General features: G+C 43.4%; 21 protein-coding genes. 10 read left to right on the forward strand and 11 right to left on the reverse strand.

Annotated features, from left to right (window positions below; all coding sequences use genetic code 11):
* Positions 1-82: 82 nt before the first annotated feature.
* Complete coding sequence (gene uvrD, locus C9J38_RS15085; protein WP_107207801.1) at positions 83-2,254, reverse strand: DNA helicase II; 2,172 nt, start codon at positions 2,252-2,254, stop codon at positions 83-85.
* A gap of 216 nt (positions 2,255-2,470) precedes the next feature.
* Between uvrD and C9J38_RS15090 the strand changes: the two genes are divergently transcribed.
* Genes C9J38_RS15090 through C9J38_RS15105 form a run of 4 tightly spaced genes read left to right on the forward strand, consistent with a single transcriptional unit; the run spans position 2,471 to position 4,838 of the window.
* On the forward strand, positions 2,471-2,734 hold the full coding sequence (locus C9J38_RS15090; protein WP_107207802.1) for a DUF2282 domain-containing protein: 264 nt from the start codon (positions 2,471-2,473) through the stop codon (positions 2,732-2,734).
* A complete protein-coding gene (locus tag C9J38_RS15095; RefSeq protein ID WP_107207803.1) occupies positions 2,734-3,597 on the forward strand; it encodes a DUF692 domain-containing protein in 864 nt (287 codons plus the stop codon). Before C9J38_RS15090 ends, C9J38_RS15095 begins: the two co-directional genes overlap by 1 nt.
* Positions 3,575-4,393, forward strand: coding sequence for a DNA-binding domain-containing protein (locus C9J38_RS15100; protein WP_107207804.1), 819 nt, complete (start codon positions 3,575-3,577; stop codon positions 4,391-4,393). Before C9J38_RS15095 ends, C9J38_RS15100 begins: the two co-directional genes overlap by 23 nt.
* Positions 4,386-4,838, forward strand: a complete 453-nt coding sequence (locus C9J38_RS15105; protein WP_107207805.1) for a DoxX family protein — start codon at positions 4,386-4,388, stop codon at positions 4,836-4,838. The genes C9J38_RS15100 and C9J38_RS15105 overlap by 8 nt, the downstream gene beginning before the upstream one ends.
* A 60-nt stretch (positions 4,839-4,898) precedes the next feature.
* Here the strand turns inward: C9J38_RS15105 and yigB are convergent, their stop codons facing one another.
* From yigB to C9J38_RS15135, 6 genes are all read right to left on the reverse strand, one after another.
* Complete coding sequence (gene yigB / locus C9J38_RS15110) at positions 4,899-5,627, reverse strand: 5-amino-6-(5-phospho-D-ribitylamino)uracil phosphatase YigB (protein WP_107207806.1); 729 nt, start codon at positions 5,625-5,627, stop codon at positions 4,899-4,901.
* A gap of 32 nt (positions 5,628-5,659) precedes the next feature.
* Entirely contained in the window at positions 5,660-6,565 is a 906-nt protein-coding gene (gene xerC, locus C9J38_RS15115) for a tyrosine recombinase XerC (protein WP_045128846.1), read from the reverse strand.
* Position 6,566: 1 nt separating this feature from the next.
* Complete coding sequence (locus tag C9J38_RS15120) at positions 6,567-7,271, reverse strand: DUF484 family protein (protein ID WP_107207807.1); 705 nt, start codon at positions 7,269-7,271, stop codon at positions 6,567-6,569.
* On the reverse strand, positions 7,268-8,098 hold the full coding sequence (dapF, locus tag C9J38_RS15125) for a diaminopimelate epimerase (protein WP_107207808.1): 831 nt from the start codon (positions 8,096-8,098) through the stop codon (positions 7,268-7,270). Before dapF ends, C9J38_RS15120 begins: the two co-directional genes overlap by 4 nt.
* Before the next feature lie 38 nt (positions 8,099-8,136).
* Positions 8,137-9,387, reverse strand: a complete 1,251-nt coding sequence (gene lysA, locus C9J38_RS15130; protein WP_107207809.1) for a diaminopimelate decarboxylase — start codon at positions 9,385-9,387, stop codon at positions 8,137-8,139.
* Positions 9,388-9,455: 68 nt separating this feature from the next.
* On the reverse strand, positions 9,456-9,572 hold the full coding sequence (locus C9J38_RS15135) for a lipoprotein (RefSeq protein WP_107207810.1): 117 nt from the start codon (positions 9,570-9,572) through the stop codon (positions 9,456-9,458).
* Positions 9,573-9,650: 78 nt separating this feature from the next.
* Between C9J38_RS15135 and cyaY the strand changes: the two genes are divergently transcribed.
* Positions 9,651-9,962 (forward strand): iron donor protein CyaY, encoded by a 312-nt coding sequence (gene cyaY, locus C9J38_RS15140; protein ID WP_005372465.1) that lies wholly within the window; start codon positions 9,651-9,653, stop codon positions 9,960-9,962.
* A gap of 82 nt (positions 9,963-10,044) precedes the next feature.
* Here cyaY and C9J38_RS15145 read toward each other — a convergent pair whose 3' ends face one another.
* Positions 10,045-12,600, reverse strand: a complete 2,556-nt coding sequence (locus C9J38_RS15145) for a class I adenylate cyclase (protein ID WP_107207811.1) — start codon at positions 12,598-12,600, stop codon at positions 10,045-10,047.
* 393 nt (positions 12,601-12,993) lie between these two features.
* Between C9J38_RS15145 and hemC the strand changes: the two genes are divergently transcribed.
* The 4 genes from hemC to C9J38_RS15165 are packed head-to-tail and all read left to right on the forward strand — an operon-like array spanning position 12,994 to position 17,226.
* A complete protein-coding gene (gene hemC / locus C9J38_RS15150; protein WP_107207812.1) occupies positions 12,994-13,926 on the forward strand; it encodes a hydroxymethylbilane synthase in 933 nt (310 codons plus the stop codon).
* Positions 13,926-14,672 carry a uroporphyrinogen-III synthase gene (locus C9J38_RS15155; RefSeq protein ID WP_107207813.1) on the forward strand — a complete coding sequence of 249 codons (747 nt, stop codon included), beginning with the start codon at positions 13,926-13,928 and terminating at the stop codon, positions 14,670-14,672. Before hemC ends, C9J38_RS15155 begins: the two co-directional genes overlap by 1 nt.
* 14 nt (positions 14,673-14,686) lie before the next feature.
* Positions 14,687-16,036, forward strand: coding sequence for a uroporphyrinogen-III C-methyltransferase (gene hemX, locus C9J38_RS15160; protein ID WP_107207814.1), 1,350 nt, complete (start codon positions 14,687-14,689; stop codon positions 16,034-16,036).
* Positions 16,036-17,226, forward strand: coding sequence for a heme biosynthesis protein HemY (locus C9J38_RS15165; protein WP_107207815.1), 1,191 nt, complete (start codon positions 16,036-16,038; stop codon positions 17,224-17,226). Before hemX ends, C9J38_RS15165 begins: the two co-directional genes overlap by 1 nt.
* 340 nt (positions 17,227-17,566) lie before the next feature.
* On the opposite strand, the gene C9J38_RS15170 is transcribed toward C9J38_RS15165, so the two are convergent.
* Together C9J38_RS15170 and C9J38_RS15175 are read right to left on the reverse strand one after the other, a co-directional pair.
* A complete protein-coding gene (locus C9J38_RS15170; protein ID WP_107207816.1) occupies positions 17,567-18,025 on the reverse strand; it encodes a hypothetical protein in 459 nt (152 codons plus the stop codon).
* A 121-nt stretch (positions 18,026-18,146) separates the two neighbouring features.
* Positions 18,147-18,920: a class I SAM-dependent methyltransferase gene (locus tag C9J38_RS15175; RefSeq protein WP_045084598.1), complete on the reverse strand. Its 774-nt coding sequence runs from the start codon at positions 18,918-18,920 to the stop codon at positions 18,147-18,149.
* Between the two features lie 165 nt (positions 18,921-19,085).
* Between C9J38_RS15175 and asnC the strand changes: the two genes are divergently transcribed.
* Positions 19,086-19,547 carry a transcriptional regulator AsnC gene (gene asnC, locus C9J38_RS15180; RefSeq protein ID WP_005372443.1) on the forward strand — a complete coding sequence of 154 codons (462 nt, stop codon included), beginning with the start codon at positions 19,086-19,088 and terminating at the stop codon, positions 19,545-19,547.
* Positions 19,548-19,615: 68 nt separating this feature from the next.
* Here the strand turns inward: asnC and hemB are convergent, their stop codons facing one another.
* Positions 19,616-20,665, reverse strand: coding sequence for a porphobilinogen synthase (gene hemB, locus C9J38_RS15185; RefSeq protein ID WP_107207817.1), 1,050 nt, complete (start codon positions 20,663-20,665; stop codon positions 19,616-19,618).
* Positions 20,666-20,723: the final 58 nt, after the last annotated feature.

The following is a 20,723-nucleotide window of genomic DNA, read 5'->3' on the forward strand; positions in this document are numbered from 1 at the left end:
ATAAAAGAAAAAAGCCCAGCACTCAAAAGATGATTGCTGGGCTTTATTGTTAAGTGTTACGAACAATTAAAAACGCATACTATTACATTGGTGTAAGCTTGGCGTACTGAGTCACCAACCACTTAATGCCTTCACCATTAAACGCCACCTGCACACGGCTTTGTGCGCCACTGCCTTCAAAGTTAATGATGGTGCCTTCACCAAATTTTGGATGTTCAACACGCTGACCTAGGTTAAAACCTGTCTCATTAAAGTTGTTATTCACCTGTGTTTGGCTAAAACGACCACTGCTTGCCGGACGTGACACTTGCGCTTTCATGCGGACTTCTTCGACGAACTGGTCGGGAATTTCGCGGATAAAGCGTGAAGGTTTGTGGAAGTTATCTTTACCGTATAAACGACGCATTTCAGCATACGTGATATACAGTTTTTGCATTGCACGGGTCATCCCCACGTAACACAAACGACGCTCTTCTTCTAAACGTCCCACTTCCTCTGTGGTACGTGAGCTAGGGAACATCCCCTCTTCTACACCCACCATAAATACTACTGGGAATTCTAGACCTTTAGCACTGTGCATCGTCATCAACTGCACCGCATCTTCAAAGTCATCCGCCTGACCATCACCGGCTTCTAATGCCGCATGGGCTAAGAAGGCCGCCAGTGGCGTCATGCTTTCTGCTTCTTCTGGGATTTCAAACTGGCGAGTTGCTGTGACCAATTCTTCTAAGTTTTCAATACGCGCTTGGGCTTTTTCGCCTTTTTCTTGCTCGTACATTGCACGTAAACCGGAATGTCGAATGACTTCATCAGTCTGCTGATACATTGGCAAGTCAGCGGTATCGTCTTCAAGCGCATTAATCAGCTCGATAAAACGGCGTAATGAATTCGCCGCACGACCTGCTAAAACTTGCTCTTCAAGCAAGGCAATACTCGATTGCCACATGGTTAAACCACGATCGCGAGCAGCTAAACGAATCGTCTCTAACGTGCGATCGCCCAAACCACGCGTCGGGGTATTTACCACACGCTCAAACGAGGCATCATCATTACGATTGGAGATTAAACGCATGTAAGACAACGCATCTTTGATCTCTTGGCGTTCGAAGAATCGCATACCACCGTAGATACGGTACGGCAGTCCAGCTTGAATTAATGCTTCTTCTAATACCCGTGATTGGGCGTTACTACGGTACAAGAAAGCCGTTTCGTTGAGGCTGCCACCTTGATCGCGCCATTCTTTGATTTTCCCCACCGCAAAACGCGCTTCATCGAGTTCGTTAAACGCAGAATAGAGCGAAATCGGCTCACCTTCACCACCGTCAGTCCAAAGTTTCTTGCCCATACGTTCGTTGTTATTGGCAATCAACTCATTGGCAGCATTTAGAATATTGCCGGTCGAACGGTAGTTTTGTTCAAGGAAAATCGACGACGCATCTTTAAATTCATTTAAGAAACGCTGAATATTTTCAATTTTTGCCCCACGCCAACCATAAATAGACTGGTCGTCATCACCTACGATCATCACATGGCAATCAGGTCCCGCCATTAAGCGTAACCACGCAAACTGAATGCTGTTGGTATCTTGGAACTCGTCAACCAGAATGTGCTTAAAGCGTGCTTGGTAATGTTCACGGATATGCTTGTTATCGCGCAATAACTCGTAAGATCGCAGCAATAGTTCAGCAAAATCGACCATACCCGCACGATCGCACGCTTCTTGGTAAGCGGTGTAAATACGCAGCCAAGTTTGCTCTACAGGATCGCTATAGGTTTCAACGTGTTTAGGACGTAAGCCTTCATCTTTCTTGGCATTGATATACCAAGCAGCCTGACGAGCGGGCCAATGCTTTTCATCTAGATTCTGCGCTTTGATCAAGCGACGCAATAAACGCATCTGATCATCAGAATCTAAAATATTAAAATCTTCCGGCAAACGCGCATCAAGGTAATGAGCACGTAGCATGCGGTGACATAGTCCGTGGAACGTACCATTCCACATCCCCGCACTTGAGCCGTGCATTAACTCATTAATACGCCCACGCATTTCTGCGGCCGCTTTGTTGGTAAAGGTCACCGACATAATCGAATACGGTGATGCTTGCTCTACCGATAACAACCAAGCAATGCGATGAACCAGCACTCGTGTCTTACCACTACCGGCGCCAGCCAGTACGAGGTGGTTACCCAACGGCGCTGCCACCGCTTCTCTTTGTTTATCATTGAGCCCGTCTAATAGGAGTGAAACGTCCATCGCTATCTACTGGTTATTTATACAATGGTGATGATTATAACAGCACGAAAAAAGATTGCCTCGATATCTTCATCTTTCCTTGGTGCAGAAAATTGTTTTAATTTTAATCATTTTTTTTCGCAATAAATATCAGCCATCCCCTTTCCTATTAAACAGAGCGTATTAACGCCACATAAAAATCAGCCAACTAAGTTATATCTCAATGAGGGTTTCATCATGAACAACGTAAACAAGCTTGCACTCGCATCAGCCATGACAGGTCTTATCGCATTAGCAGGTACAATAGCCTCAACTTCTGCCGTTGCTGGCGAAGCAAAAGAAAAATGTTATGGGGTGGCGAAAGCAGGAAAAAATGACTGCGCAACGAAAACCACATCATGTGCAGGCTCAGCGAAAGAAGATGGTCAAAAAGATGCCTTCATTGCGATGCCTAAAGGGCTTTGCGATCGCCTTCATGGTGGTTCAACAGAGTCCGCATAATGAGCTATCCATTATTAACGGATATGGTTGGGGTGGGTTTACGCTCACCTCATCACCAACCGATTATCGCGCAACGTCCGGATATTGGCTGGCTTGAAATTCACAGTGAAAACTATTTCAACCGCTATACGCCTCAATATCAACAACTGTTAGCCATCATCGAGCATTACCCGATGAGTTGCCATGGTATTGGGTTATCCCTTGGCTCAGCCGATCCAATTAACCGTGAGCATTTAAAGCAACTGAAACAACTCATTGACGTTGTTAATCCTTTTGCGGTTTCAGATCACCTCAGTTGGAGTTCAGTTAACGGTCAATACTTTAACGATTTACTGCCTCTACCTTATACCGAGCAAGCGCTTGATGTTTTCTGTACGCATGTCGAACAAGTGCAAGATTACCTCAACAGACAATTATTAATTGAAAACCCATCGAGCTATCTCAGTTTTAAGCACTCCGTTATACCGGAATGGGAGTTTCTAACTGCCGTTCAACAACGCACAGGATGTGGCTTGTTATTAGATTTAAACAATCTTTACGTCAATAGCTTTAACCATCAGTTTGATTGCCAAACTTATTTAGATGCCATCAATCCCGATACGGTAAAAGAGATCCACCTTGCAGGCTTTACGGTGAAACAATTCCCTGAAGGGGAAATATGGATTGATACCCATAGTAAGCCGGTAAGTGAGCCTGTATGGCAACTTTATCGTCAATGGATACAGCAAAATGGTAAGCATACTCCAACCTTAATAGAGTGGGATGCAGAATTACCATCATTAGAGATACTCCTTGCTGAAGCGGCTAAAGCGAACGCGTTCCTTCAACGAGAACATCACCATGAAATATGCCGTCAACAATGAACTGCACCAGCTCCAAAGCGCCTTTTCCGATGCGCTGCAATACAAACACAGTCATGCATCTACAACGATAAAAGCCACCACCTTTAGTGCCGAGCAACACCTACAAATTTATCGAAATAATTTTATTTTGAGTTTAACCGATATTCTTTCGGCAACGTATCCCGCAGTCCTAGCGATGATCGGCCATGACTGTTTTGTTCAACTGGCGCGATTACACATACTGCATTCTCCCTTAACCCAAGGCGATGTGAGCCATTACGGTGAAGGGTTTCATCGCACCATTGCAAATAATGAAACCATCAACAAAGCCTTACCGTATTTATCGGATCTCGCTCAACTCGAATGGTACCGAGATATTGTCAGCCGCATGCCATCACAACAACACGGTTTTCCATTTGAAAAATTACAACACCTTCAAAATTCAGAAAATGCCGATGCCTTTGGACAAAGCTATTTTCATATTCCTGCGGCAACCTATGTTTTGACCAGCCAGTATAGTGTCGGAGATTTGTGGCATATTGTAGAGGGTGAAAGACTCAACCATCACGCATCAGCGTTTTCTAGCGCTGATGATCCATTGGCAGCACTTGATATCGATCAGCCACAAACCGTGGTTATTCAATTACGTGGCAACGAAATATTAATGCAGGTCGTCTCTTCAGATCTCAGGGCGTTAATCATTCACTGCCAACAACAAAAATCACTTCAACAAGCCTCGCCACAGATGCTTGAACAACTACCTTTATTATTTGAATATCAACTCACCGACGATATCGTGGAGGCAAACGATGGATAGTTTTATTCGCAGTATCGACCCTTTTTTCTCACGGCTAACGACCCCTTTTATCCCACTTGTGCTGCTCTTTACTCGTCTCTGGGTTGCATGGGTATTTTTTCAATCTGGCATGATCAAATACTCAAGCTGGGACAGCACCTTATACCTTTTTGAATACGAGTATCATGTACCCTTATTACCATGGCTCTGGGCGGCATATATTGGTACTGCGGTTGAAGTTTTTATCCCTATTTTTCTCACGCTGGGGCTATTTACTCGCCCGATGGCATTCGTACTTTTTGGATTTAACGTCATGGCAGTCATTTCCTATCCCGCACTTTGGGAAAAAGGATTTTATGATCACCAACTGTGGGGAATGATGCTACTCACCAATGTGATCTGGGGGGCGGGAAGTCTCTCTTTTGATCACTTATTTAATCGTGGCCACCTTCACCATTCTTTCTAAATATCGATCGTGTTTTAATATGCTATACGCAATAAAAAAGCGACCCATGGTCGCTTTTTTTTACTGCTCTAATCCGACAATCTCAAGCAGCTGCGCCAATTGCGTAATTTCTACATCGGGTAAGATCAACGCTTGCGATTGCTGCTGAATCAATTTTTTTTGATCGTTAAACCAACACGCTTGAAAGCCATGCTGTTTCGCGCCTTTTACATCGGTAATAAGATGATCACCAACATGTAAGATTGTCGCGGCTGGTACATTTAGGGTATTAACCGCAAGGTTAAATAAATCTGCCTCAGGTTTTGCTAAACCATCTTTGCCCGCTTGAAACACCTCGACAAAATATGGCGCTAAGCCAATTTTTTCTGCATCAACATTACCATTTGTTAGCCCGACTAGCGGAAAATGGTCACTTAATTGTTGTAATACTCGATGCGTTTCTGCAGGAACATCGACTTGGTTGCGAACAGCCAGTACAGTATCTAATCCCTGCTGCGCTAAAATTTCTGCCTCTGATAGACGAAACCCTAGCTGCATTAAACCTATTTTAATGGTTTCATATCGCCACAAACTGACATCATGTTTGAGCATTGGATCTAGCATCGCTAATTGCGATTTAAGCGATGACCAAACGGTTTTATCAATTATGATACGTGACGGTAAGATCTGCGTTAACCAGTCAAGCATTGCTTGTTCAGCACGAACAATCACCGGACGGTTATCGTATAAGGTATCGTCAAGATCAAAAGTTAAGGCACTAATTGGCGTTAATTGGCGGTAAAAATGCATAATTTCTCTGTATTGATACGTAGCAGTCAATGTTATTTATTACGCTTAGCACGAGGATGTGCTTCATCATACACTTTCGCTAAATGCTGAAAATCCAAATGAGTATAGATTTGGGTTGTCGATAAATTTGCGTGACCTAAAAGCTCTTGTACTGCACGTAAATCGCCGCTCGATTCCAACATATGTGTCGCAAAACTGTGACGTAGTTTATGGGGGTTAATGTGGCTTGATACTGCCTGTTTTTGTCCCCATTCCGCCATTCTTTTCTGCACATTTCGAGTCGAAATACGCGTGCCTAATTTAGACACAAACAGTGCAGGCTCTTCTGCTTGAGCAATATTGTCACGCAACTTCAGCCATTTCGCTACCCATTCACGAGCAAGGCCAGAGAAAGGAACCACCCTTTCTTTATCGCCCTTACCAATTACCCGTAAGTCGCCTTTGCTTAAACTGATATGACGCACATCAATACCAACCAACTCGGCTAAACGTAACCCTGCACCATACATCAACTCCATCATTGCGCGATCACGAATTGCTAATGGATCATCATCGTTAACATCCAGCAATTGATTCATTTCATCCACATCCAAATTCTTGGGTAATGGACGTGCTTTTCGTGGCGCCGCAACGCCTTTTGCTGGGTTGGCTTTTAAAACATTTTGATGGACTAAAAAATCAAAAAAGCTTCGCAAGGCTGATAAGCGCATCGCAAGGCTACTCGCCTTTAAGCCATCTCGCATCCCTTTACTGGCGATTTGACGTACCCAACCAGCATCCACTTGCTGCCAATTATCGACGCTCAATTCTACCAATTGTTCTGCAACACGAGTTAACTGACGCTTATAGTTTTGCTGAGTATGTAAGCTTAGCTCACGTTCACTACGTAAATATTCATAGAAACGTTCAAGTGGTTGTTCCAAGCTGCGGGGCAACATATTAGTCAATAACCTCACGGGTATATTGCCAATGCTCTATCAAGTAACTAATGGTTGTCGCTAACTGCTCAACAAACAAGGTGTCCATTTCTGGTTGGAAGTGTCCACCATCTGCGCTCGCAAAACTCAATACACCATTGGCTGCCGAACGACCTAATGGCAACACAATAAATGATCCTAGCTGTGGCGGATGGGTATATAACAATTCAGCTTCAGGGCGACGTAGACGACCTAAGTACGGACGATCTTGAGTTAAACGAGAACGATAAAAATCGTTAAATTGACGACGTTCGAGGTATAACAACTTGTCTTCGCTATCAAACAAACGAAGACAAACGGAAAGATCCAATTGCGCCGCTAAGGCATCAATAATCGTCAGTACCTGATAAATATTATGGCATTGTAATAATTGTACTTGAGCATTAGAGAACAAGACCGATAACTCACCACTTTTGGTTGCATTGGCGAGTAACGTGGCATGTTGTTGCTCAAGCTCGGCGATCCGTAGTCGTAGTCTCTCTAATTGAATATCAACCAAAGAGATAGTACCACGCTCTTGATGAGGGATCCGCACGTCACTCAACCACTCCGATTGACGTGAAAAAAAAGTGGGATTATTGCGCAAGTAAGTTACAACTGCTTGCTCATTCAGCACCTCATTCAAGTCATCCCCTGATGAACAAGTTTGCTGAGAATGTGTTGTCATTGAATAAATTGTCCGTCAAAAACGTGAGCGGCAGGGCCGGTCATAAATAATGGTTTACCTTCCCCCGCCCAACGAATATATAAATCACCACCAGGTAGAGAAACTTTTACATTTTCATCCAGCAAACCTTGCACTCGCCCAATCGCAACCGCCGCACAGGCACCGCTACCACAAGCTTGCGTTTCACCCGCACCACGCTCATAAACGCGCAAACGCACGTTATTGCGATCAAGCACTTGCATAAAGCCAGCATTAACACGCTCAGGAAAACGTTCATGGGATTCTAATAACGGGCCTAATGTATCGACATCGGCAGTATCAACATCATCAACCATCGTTACACAGTGCGGATTCCCCATACTTGCCGCGCCACAGAAAAGCGTGTGCTCACCTGCACGTAAAATATAGGTTTTTTCAGCCTGTTTAGCTTTCATCGGGATCTTGCTCGGTTCAAAGATCGGCACGCCCATATTCACTGTCACCTGATTATCATTTTCAAGTTTCAGCAACATTTTCCCTGCTTTTGTACTCACCGAAATATGGTATTTATTGGTTAACCCTTTCATTGAAACAAAACGGGCAAAACAACGGGCACCGTTACCACATTGTTCGACTTCACTACCATCAGCATTAAAAATACGGTAATGAAAATCCGTTTCAGGATCATAAGGCGGTTCAACCACTAACAGTTGGTCAAAGCCGATACCACGATGTCGATCCGCCAAACGGCGGATCGCATCAGGTGAAAAAAATACATTTTGTGTCACGCAGTCAACAACAACAAAGTCATTGCCTAACCCATGCATTTTGGAAAAGTTAATCTGCATGATGTTCCTTAATTTTTTTCATTTCATCGCAGCCATGATTACTGAATAATCTGTTCTAGTTGCCACAGTTGCGCTAGCGTTTCACGCTCACGAACAACATGAGCCTGTTCACCGTCGACCATAATTTCAGCCGCACGAGCACGGGTATTGTAATTCGATGCCATCACAAAGCCATAAGCGCCTGCTGAACGAACTGCTAATAAATCACCTTGCGCTAAACATAAACTGCGATCTTTACCGATAAAGTCACCGGTTTCACAAATAGGTCCAACTAAATCGTAGACATGCGCTTCACCCTGACGCGGGCTAACCGGCACAATGTCTTGCCACGCTGAATATAACGTCGGACGAATTAAATCATTCATTGCCGCATCAACAATGGCGAAGTTTTTATGTTCAGTATGCTTTAGAAACTCAACTTTTGTCAGTAATACACCCGCATTCGCAGCAATAGCGCGTCCTGGCTCAAAAATCAGCTCCAAATCAGGATAGTTTTCTAATCGGGCGAGTAATGCCGAAGCATAATCTGCAGGTTGTGGTGGTTGCTCATCATTGTAAGTCACCCCTAGACCACCGCCTAAATCAAGGTGCTGAATATGAATGCCTTCGGCTTTTAACTCATCAACCAACGCCAATAAACGATCGGTAGCATCAATAAATGGAGTAATATCAGTTAACTGAGAGCCGATATGACAATCCATACCAACAACCTGTAAATGTGGCAGGCTATGCGCTAGGCGATACACTTCCACCGCGCGATCAAACACAATACCGAACTTATTATCACGTAATCCTGTTGAGATGTAAGGATGCGTTTTCGCATCAACATCAGGGTTAATACGCAATGAAATAGGCGCTGTAACGCCTAGCTCTTCAGCAACGCTATTTAGACGCTCTAATTCAGGTTCAGACTCAACATTGAAGCATTTGATCCCAAGCTCTAGTGCACGCTGCATTTCAGCCGCCGTTTTACCGACACCTGAGAACACCACTTTTGCCGGATCACCACCAGCGGCAATCACACGCTCTAATTCACCTTGTGACACAATATCAAAGCCAGAGCCAAGACGAGCAAGAACATTTAATACCCCAAGGTTAGAATTCGCTTTAACGGCATAACAAATTAAATGAGGGTGCGTCGCAACCGCCTCATCAAATGCTTTCCAGTGGCGCTCTAACGTTGCACGTGAATACACATACAAAGGTGTACCGTATTGCTCAGCCAATTGTGCTAATGGCACATTTTCAGCCCATAATTGATTATTTTGCTGGTAGTTAAAGTAATCCAATGTTTTTCTTCCCTGTTAAGTAGCTGCTTTCAATGGCGACACTGTTTAACTCAGTGTTTATTTATTTTTTACTTTGCTTGCTCTTGCTGTGGTGCATCTTTTGGCATGTAGAGAGCACCACTCTGTCCACATCCCGCTAATGTTAGGGTCGCTAACACAAAAATTGCTAATAAACCTTTACGCATAATTCAAAGCCAGTGATTATCAAACCAATGCCCTCTATAATCGCACCAAGAACAGGAAAAGCAATAGGACACAATAAGATGAATGACACTGAATTTCACCAATTAGCTGATTTAGCACTTATGCAAATCGAAGAAGGTATCGATGAATCCGGTGCCGACATTGAGCCAGAGACAACGGGTAATGTATTAACACTCGAGTTTGCTAACCGCAGCCAGATCGTAATTAACCGCCAAGAGCCATTACATGAACTCTGGTTAGCTTCAAAATCAGGCGGTTATCATTTCAAATATAATGGCACGGAATGGCGTTGTACCCGCAGTGATGAAGAGCTATTTTCACTGCTTAAAAAAGAATGCAGCCTTCATGCTGGTGAAGCGGTTGAATGGTAAATAAGATATTTATTGTCATGAACTACCGATAAAAAAAGCCTTCACATCTGAAGGCTTTTTATTGTCATGTCAATACACGGTATTAACTGTTAAGCATCCCAGTTGAATTGGGATCGACATCGGGCTTTGGACGCGGCATTTGACCACTCTTAAATGGCAATACTTGTAATTTACCGTTGTCGCAATGCACGATATCGTAGAACTGGGGTAAATTAAAGTTAATGAAGTTAGTCGCACTAAAACGGTCTTGCGCCGAAGTGTAAAAACGATTAACCCCATGTACCATCTCATCTTTATTACCACTACATTGACGGTACACTTCCATCTGGTTGGTTTCATCTAAGATATAGATGTTGTAGCCCTGCTCACAATCTTCAAAGAAGAACTGGATCAAACCTTCACTCGCATAAGCATCCACTATTTGTGGAGGATGAGGTTCGTCCATTTTACCCATCACAACATGAGGCACTTCACTGACTTTATTCGATGAAATGCAACTGTAGAAATCAACTGGGTTTTCTAACCGTTGAACAGAAACACCACGACGCTCAAAGAATAAGCCAAAGGTTTCTTCTGCAATGCGGATCGCTTTAAATCGACGACGCTTTTCTTCTTCAACCGGTTTTAAGCGCATTTCAATACATTCAGCCACTAACTGATATACTAAATTACGGATCAAACCACGCATGTGCTTGCTATAACAGAATACATCAACCGCTTCAGGTGGGATCGCATCATGGTGCATCTTCCCAAGCATGGTTTTCAGTGCATCTAACATGGCATTATCGCCGCTAAAGTTAAGCGTGCGCACTTCATTCCACGAGTTGCGATAAATCAGATCGACGCTGCCAACTAAACATTTCTGTTCTGGGCCATAACTGAAAATATCGGTAGTTTTAAAATCAAACCGTACCGAGCGGTTTTTCAGCTCATTGGTTGGGTCATTTTCTAAATTAATGAATAACCCTAACTGACGAATCTCACACGGGCTCGATAACGCTTGTAAACTTGGATTCGGACGGCGAATTGGGAAGGTATTTCGAATATCACTCACCAACTGATAGAGCTTATCTAAATCAAAATCTGCATCACGTACCACGGTATGAAGGTGCGTTGATTCCGTTAATAAACCATTAAAATAGCTCCAAGCGACTAACTTAGATAAGTAACGGTTATGCTCAAGAGCCGGTTGTCCCATAATTAACAAGGGATCGATGGGCTGTTTATAAAGATACCAACCAGCAGCATTCGTACGCCCCTCAGGCACCTGAATAAAGGTGATATCTTCTTCATGTAAATCCGGTGAGATCTGTGGATTAAGTAAAGTGACTTTACCTGGAAGTACCTCAAATGCCGCATATAACTTACGCGCCAAAATACTGATATCTTCAGGACTGATCGCAGAGGTAATATTATTACGACGCGCAAAACGGATTAAGTTACGATAACTTAGCATTAACGCATCTAATAATTCGTTATGTGCCTCTTTAACTTGTGTCACTTTCCAATCACGACGATGATCAAGTTCATTAATCACCGAGTCTGTCCATTGCCACTGCTCAGTTAAGTGCTTGAGAACACGACGACGCCAAGGCACAGAGCCGGCACTTGGTTCACGAGATAACTTTTCATGGGTTTTTAAATAGAAGCAACGACGCACTAAATCAAGACGACGATGATCATCAATTCGCTCAAGATAGCGCGTGACTTTTTCCAACATTAAATAGTACGCATCCATACAGTATTCACTGCGGTCTTCAGCAAAGAAGCGACGCTTACCATCAAGGCTTAAAAGTTGAGTATGCGGGTATTCCCATGAGTAAGCTTCCAGCAAAATGGCTTTGAGCACTGACTTATACGGTGAGTCGATACTTTTATATAACTGCCATAAACTTGAACCAAAATACTCTTCGGCAGGAATACGCGTTAGACCACCAAAATCAATCCACTCATCAAGATTAATGTAATCTTCATCAATTAAGTACGCCATATATTGGTCATAGCACTCTTCCATTTCTGGCGGCACCATAAACCACAATAATGGCAACCCTGCCAAACAAACGGCAGAGCGATAGAATTCATCTAATAATAATAAATGCTGGCTAGAACCACAGTTTTCACCGGTCATCGCTTCAGAGAAGTTATGACGGAATCGATTCTCATCAATAAGAAAGAAATTCGCTTCAACCCCTTGCTCCATTGCCCACTGCGACACAAGGCTACACTTGCTGTCAAGTGCACTACGTTCTGCTGGTGTCAATGAAGTTCGGATACAAACCCAAATATCAAGATCACTGGTTAGGCTTTGTCCCATTGATGAGGTACTTCCCATGGCATACAAGCCAGTGATTGGGCAGTCATTTATCTCAAGCAATAGGGGATCGACCGAGAGTTCGGCAGAATGGGCGCAATCATCAACGAATTGTTGCTGGACATCAGTCACAACAAATTTCGCGATCCCTTGAGCTACCGGTTGGTCAAGATAACCCGGTAAAGCAGGGTGATTGTAATGAAGTAAGACAGGCAACAAGTCAAATACTTGTACTGATTGAGCATTCATCGCTAACCGTGCTCGTTCAATACGAAGCTCAGTCAATGAATCTAGCCTGCCTTTCAGCGTCTTAATATAATTTTGCAAATTACTCTTCCAAGAGCTAACAGAGTTGAAGCACCCCAAATATCACCCTTAGGATCATTTGAGCTGTGTTAAATATGAGCAAAAACGTGATCAATGTAACACTTTTAATACCCTTGGTAAAGATAATGCCAAGTCAGGTAATGCGACAATTCTGTGTGATTCATCCTTAAACTATTACCTCAAATTAGTACAATGATGAATAACCGCCAGTTGCCAGCGAATCATCATTCTATCATTTAAGGTCGATGTGATTAATATCACATTTTTTTAAACTATTAGCAACATGATCGTATGCATATACTCAAATGATTAAGCAAATTATCATCCAGACGATGCTAATGGTACGATGTGCTTAATAGAAAATAGAATCTTCATTATGGATCCCCAATACTTATGAGTAATCAACCAATCCGTATTGCTACACGTAAAAGCCCACTCGCTATGTGGCAAGCTGAATTCGTTAAAGCAGAGCTAGAACAAGCCCATCCTGGCATTATTGTCGAGCTTGTTCCGATGATCACAAAAGGCGATATCATTTTAGATACTCCACTGGCTAAAGTGGGTGGTAAGGGGCTATTCGTAAAAGAGCTTGAAGTCGCTATGCTTGAAGGCCGTGCAGATATCGCGGTTCACTCAATGAAGGATGTACCCGTTGAGTTTCCTGAAGGCCTAGGCCTTGTAACCATCTGTGAGCGTGAAGATCCTCGTGATGCGTTTGTCTCAAATAAATACAACAATATTGATGAGCTACCTCAAGGTGCTATTGTTGGTACTTCTAGCTTACGTCGTCAGTGTCAATTACGCGCCCAACGCCCTGATCTTATCGTCAACGATCTACGTGGTAATGTTAATACTCGCTTACGTAAGATGGATGAAGGTCAATACGATGCGATTATTCTTGCCTGTGCTGGCCTTAAACGTCTAAAAATGGAAGACCGTATTCGCAGCGAAATTACACCAGAAGTGAGTTTACCTGCTGTTGGCCAAGGCGCCGTGGGGATTGAGTGTCGTCTCGATGACACACGTGTTCGTCAATTGTTAGCTGCCTTAAGTGATCAAGCCACCACAACACGCGTATTGTGTGAGCGTGCAATGAATAACTACCTACAAGGCGGCTGTCAGGTGCCAATTGGTAGTTACGCAGAGCTTGAAGGCGACCAAATCTGGCTACGCGCATTAGTCGGTGAACCTGATGGCAGTAAGATTGTACGCGCTGAAATTCGTGGACCAATCGAGCAAGCAGAGCAATTGGGAGAAACTCTCGCAGAGCAACTGCTTAACGATGGTGCTCGCGATATTTTAAATCGATTATACGGTAACGCGTAATGACAGTGCTGATCACCCGCCCTGCCCCCGATTGTTATCAATTGGCAGAGCAACTCAATGCTGCGGCGATCAGCGCAATAGCCCAACCGCTATTAACCTTAAAAGCCGGTGATGGACTTTCTTCGTTATTGCTACAAATCAATGCATTAAAAGCCAATGATTATATTATTGCTGTAAGCCATCATGCGGTAACATTTGCGCACGATTACTTAGTATCGCAAGGTGCAGCATGGCCAAAAAACGTGCATTATATAGCTGTTGGTCATAAAACTGCCGCAACATTGACAAAATTGAGCGGACAGCGAGTATTATCTCCTGAACACCGCTGTGATAGCGAAGGATTATTAGCCTTACCCGAACTCGCACACGTTACGGATCGTAACATCCTTATATTGCGAGGGAATGGTGGCAGAGAGTTGATCCACCAAGCATTAACGGCACGCCATGCAGTAGTCAACTATTGCGAAACGTATCAGCGATGTTGGCTTGATCTCGATGGCGAGAAATTAGTGGCACAATGGCAACATCAACAGCTGGATACCCTTGTTATTACCAGTGCTGAACAACTAGTATTTTTAACAACAAGGATCCCAACTCAACATTTGACTTGGTTTCTCAATTGCCACCTTCTCGTCCCAAGTCAACGTGTGGCCGAGCAAGCAACAACGCTTGGCTTTATGAATATTTCCACCGTGGGCAGTGCCTCCAATCATGCACTCTTCACGTTCCTAAGCAACTTTAGCTAAACGGAATAATTAGGATGACAGACAAATCTAACAACAACACCGCAGCAGAACAGCCAAAGCAGGACAAGCCAACCACGGCAACAACGCCTACTCCGGCTAAAGAAGCGCCAAAAAAAACAACCAAAGAACAACCTAAAGCACCAGCAAAAACAGAGAAATCTGAAAAAAAATCAGGTAGCAAAACAGGGTTGATTGCGATTGCATTAGTTATCGCACTCGGTGGTGGGCTTTACTATCACGGTCATCAGCAGGGATTGCAGCAGCAACAGCGTATTGAGGCGCTACAACAACAAATTGCTAGCATGAAAGCCGCGATGCAAAACGATCAAAAAGAAACCATTACTCTTATTAATGGCGGATTACGCAGTGCTGAAGTTAGTCTAAGCCAACAGCAAAAATCGATTGCAGCTCTGCAGACCACAGTCACAGAGCTAAAAGGCAATAGTCCGAACGATTGGCTCCTAGCCGAAGCGGATTACCTTGTGAAAATGGCAGGACGTAAACTCTGGTTAGAGCATGATGTCACCAGTGCAACGTTATTGCTTGAGTCTGCTGATCATCGTATCGCAGAAATGAATGACCCAAGCTTGAAGAACCTACGCCAAGCAATGAGCAATGACATTACAACATTAAAATCACTGACTCACGTTGACCGTGATGGCATAGTGCTACGCTTAACAAGTCTTGAAAACAGTGTTGATAACTTACCTTTAGCTAATGCTATTTTGCCAAAAGCAGTAGATGAACCCCAATCACAAACCGTGAGTCAATCGGTGAATGATTGGAAAGATAATTTGCTGACATCGTTGAAAAACTTTGGCGAACACTTCATTACTTATCGTAAGCGTGATGGCAATGTTGTTCCCCTGCTTTCACCACAACAAGATTTCTACTTACAGCAAAATATCAAAAACAAGTTAGAAGTCGCAATTGATGCGGTTTACCGTGAGCAAGGTGATGTTTATAAGATCTCTCTTGATACCGCGAAGAAGTGGGCTGAACAATATTACGATATGTCTTCACCGCTAACGCAAAGCTTTATTAAGAGCCTTGATCAATTAGCCCAACAGCAAATCACAGTGAACTACCCAGAGAAGCTGCAATCTCAGGCATTAATTACTAAGCTCGTCAATCAAGTGCTACGTAATAAAATGGCGACATTAGATGATACGCAGGCACAACCTGTAAAGCAGACTAAACCAGCAGTAAAACCGACACCGGAAACAGAAGCGCCAGCAGTAGAAAAAAAGCCAGCCCAAGCGAAACGTGAAACAACAGTAACGCAACCCGCTGAAACATCGATTAAAGGTAAGAATAACGCGACAGTCACTTACAATACGGTAACCACAGTGGAGGCCAAATAATGATTAAATTATTGTTATTGGTACTGGCACTGATCGCCGGTATTATTGTTGGCCCTGAGCTCGCTGGTAATCAAGGTTATGTGTTGATCTCAACGGCAAATCAAACCATTGAGATGAGCCTAACGACACTCGTAGTATTAATCGTTGCATTGTTTGCCGTTTTCTTATTACTTGAATTTATTCTAAAACGCGTCTTTTCAATCAGTAGCTCAACCCGTGGTTGGTTTAGTGGGCGTAAAGTTCGCAAAGCACGAATCCAAACGTCAGAAGGCCTATTAAAAGTAACAGAAGGTGATTGGAAACCCGCTGAAAAGCTATTAACTAAATCGGCTAAATTCAGCGATGCGCCACTCCTAAACTACCTTGCGGCTGCAGAGGCCGCACAAGGACTAGGTAAAACCGAGCAACGTGATGAGTACTTGAAACAAGCTGCTGAGCTTGATAGCCAAAACCTTGCGGTTGCACTCACCCGTGCCAAGCTTCAAATCCGCCAACAGCAATTTGAACAAGCACTGGCAACATTACAAGAAGTACAACAAGATCATGCACGCAATCCTATCGTGTTAGGTCTACTTCAAGAGTGCTACTTAAAGCTGGAAGATTGGAAATCACTGCTAACTTTACTGCCACAGCTAATGAAAGCAGGCGTGATCAGTCAAGAAGAAGCAGCTGTCCTTGATGAGCAAGCACAATGTGGCCAAATGCAGCACCTTGGTCAGCAAAATGGTACTGATGGCTTAGTGGGATACTGGAATAACATGGGACGTAAAGATAAGCAGAATCCAGCGCTTGTGGCATGCTTCATCAAACAAATGATGGCACGTCATGCCGATAGCGATGCTTACCCAATTTTACGTGATGCACTTAAAAAGAGCCAAGATGAGCGCTTGATCAGCCTTGTACCTCAGCTAAATCTACCCGATCGTCATCCTGCCATTGTAAAGCTAAAAGAGCTATTGCGCCAAGACGGCAATAATGCCGTCACGCACAGTGCATTGGGGCAAATGTTAATGGCGGAAGGTAACTGGCAAGAAGCAAAAGAGCATTTTGAAAGAGCTGTTGCGGTTCGTCCTGATATGACAGACTACGCTCACTTAGTCGCAACGCTAGAGCAGTTAGACGACAAGCAAGGTGCTGCGGCAGCCTCTCGTCAAGCACTCGAATTAGCACAGCCAAGTAAGCAAGCTTAATCAAATAAATAACCGAAAAAGCGCCCCTCTGTGGGCGCTTTTTTTTCGTCAAATAAAAGACAAATAACACTTTTAACAATAAAATGTTTCAAGGTGTAAACAGTCATCTCAAGATATATCCAAACCATTGCTCCGATCGCATAAACACGATTCAATAGCCTTTCGATTTCCTTAACATTTGGATAACTAAGCTATGGATATGCTTCCTTGGTTAATTGTTTCTGGTATCGTAGTTTCAGTAATTGTATGCGTAATGACCGCAGTACTAATTAAAAACGCTGACTAATACGAAATCAAAAAAAGCCTCCAATTCGGAGGCTTTTTTATTTTATCGTATTCATCACAATCCAAGCGCAAGTTTTGCTTTCTTCAATTGCTTTTCAAATTTCTTAACTGTTTTCGCCGCTTTCTTTAATTGTTTATTTTTCTTTTTCGCTAGTTTCTTCAATTTCTTAGCTTGCTTTAACTTTAAGCTATCAGGCGCTAACGCTTCTTCTTCGACCACCGCAACCATTTCGATATGGCTTTGCCCCACAGCTGTAGGAGCTGGCAAATTATGCACATTCGGTGTTTTCATTGCCATCATAGGCAGAGGGGCTGACGGAATCGATAATTTCGCAACACGAGGAGCAGCCTTAACCGCATTGGTTAATCGGCTTGGCTTACACAAATACTCTTTGTCACTTGCGACTCTCGTACAACTTGAACACATGAAATTTGGTTCGCTGACAATCTTACTAATTGTCGCAAACTGATCGACAATTTCTGCTCGGCGATATTTACACAAGGTCTTAGCCATGAATGCTCCTCTAGCCAACAACGAACCTTTTTATCAACATTAAACGATAATGATTCGTAATTCCAGAAAAGCAATAAGATTTTATTGTCCCTACTTGTAACTATTTATTTGCAACAACCACTTAGGCTTTCATTGCCGCTTTTACATAAATATCAAATCGGTTCTTTTTAGTTTCAATCGCCATTGAGGGCTTCGCTTGAGCAAGAAATTCAGCATAATCGGGACGCTTAACCACGACCCGTTTTGTTGCCAGCGCATATGCAGGCTCAAATAAACCATCGGCATCTAAATCTGCACCCACTAAGGTTTGAAAAACGCGCATTTCTTTTTTAACTAAAGCGGACTTTTTCTTATGTGGATACATAGGATCAAGGTACACCACATCCGGTGCGACAAAATCAGGATCATCGGCTAAATTGACCAAAGCATCATGACTCGAAGCATGGAGCAATTGCATACGCTCACTTACCCAACCGCCAATTTCAGGATCGGCTTTTGCTCGTGCTAAGCCATCATCTAATAATGCAGCTACCACAGGATGACGCTCAACCAACTGAACTTTACAACCGAGTGTTGCCAAGACAAAAGCATCTCGACCAAGACCAGCTGTCGCATCTAACACGGTAGGGCTAATACCGCCTTTGAGTCCAACTGCTTTTGCTATTGCTTGGCCTCGACCACCACCAAATTTACGGCGATGAGCGACAGCACCGCTAACTAAATCGACAGAAACTGCACCGAGCTTAGGTTCATCAAGCTTACGAAGCTCTAATTGCTCAGCGGTAAGGACTAAAGCAAAGCTGCTATTTTCATCATGGCTTAAGCCCCAACGAGCGGCTAATTGATCTAATTCAGGCTGACGTTCAGGAACTTCACAAACTAAGGCAAGCTGCACAGCAATCTCCGATATAAAAACAACATCTGGGCGTGACATTTCACATCCGATCATAGGGCGCGGATTATAGCACTACAAATCATCCTTTGCTCTGGTATCACACCATCAGATAAGTATAAGATACAACGATAAAAATAAATCCCTCGCATAGTAAAAGGATCACCTATGACACCATCCATTCGTATCGACGACTTAGATCGCGATATCCTTAATGCCTTAATGAATGATGCTCGTATTCCTTACGCTGAAATGGCGAAGCGATTTAATGTCAGTCCTGCTACCGTGCACGTACGAGTAGAAAAAATGCGGGCTGCAGAAATTATAACGGGGACGGAAGTGATCATTAACCCTAAGTTATTGGGCTATGACGTTTGCTGTTTTATTGGTATTAATTTGAATGCCGCCCGTGATTATCATTCTGCATTAGCAAAACTAAATGAGCTTGATGAAGTGGTTGAAGCTTATTACACCACTGGGGCGTACAACATTTTTGTCAAATTGATGTGCCATTCCATTGAAGAGCTGCAATACGTGCTGATTGATAAGCTCCAAGCCATTGATGAAGTGCAATCCACTGAAACGCTTATCTCATTACAAAATCCGATCAACCGCAATGTAAAACCCTGATAGGTGTTTTACTGATATTAATAAAGCGAGCATGGCGCTCGCTTTTACTTTTTAGTCAATATTACGACTTACTCAGGCTTTTGCTGTAAACATTCAGCGCGCTCAGCTGCATCTTTAGCTAACCACTCCGCGACGGTTTTCGCAAAGTAAGTTAATACCCCATCAGCACCTGCACGTTTAAAGCACAATAGTGATTCCATGATGGTTTCGCGCTCTTTTAACCAACCATTTTGAATCGCTGCCATATGCATCGCATACTCGCCAGACACTTGGTAAGCATACGTTGGTACTTGCAACTCACTCTTCACGCGGCGAACTATATCAAGGTATGGCATACCCGGTTTTACCATTACCATATCTGCGCCTTCATTGATGTCCATTGCCACTTCGTGCAAAGCTTCATCACTGTTCGCAGGATCCATTTGGTAAGTTTTCTTATCGCCGCCTTTTAAGTTGCCAGATGAACCGACAGCATCACGGAATGGACCATAGTAATTCGATGCATATTTAGCAGAGTACGCCATGATTTGGGTATTGATATAACCTGCATTTTCTAATGCTTCACGAATTACACCAATACGACCATCCATCATATCTGACGGGGCAACGATATCAGCACCGGCTTCAGCATGAGATAACGCCTGCTTGATTAAAATATCTGTCGTTATATCGTTTAATACATAGCCGTCATCATCAATGATGCCGTCTTGACCATGAATGGTGAACGGATCTAATGCGACATCGGTAATAACACCAAGCTCTGGCACATGCGATTTAAGTGCACGCACCGCCGTTTGTACTAAGCCTTCAGGATTATAAGCTTCTTCTGCTAACTCTGATTTAAACTCTTGAGACACAACAGGGAATAAGGCAATCGCAGGAATACCTAGTTTCGCAAGATATGCCGCCTCTTCAAGTAACAAATCAATAGATAAGCGCTCAATACCCGGCATTGAGTCAACCGTTTCACGACGATTTTTACCCATCAAAACAAACATCGGATAGATCAAATCATTCACAGATAATTGATTTTCTGACATGAGGCGACGACTAAAATCATGCTTACGGATCCGACGCATACGACGACCAGGAAACGCACCTTGAATAGATACTGACACGACAAACTCCTTGCTAAAAAATAGGATTAGATAATATCACTCAGACTGACCAATGTGG

The organism is Photobacterium sp. GB-210 (genome assembly GCF_003026075.1).
Classification (GTDB): domain Bacteria; phylum Pseudomonadota; class Gammaproteobacteria; order Enterobacterales; family Vibrionaceae; genus Photobacterium.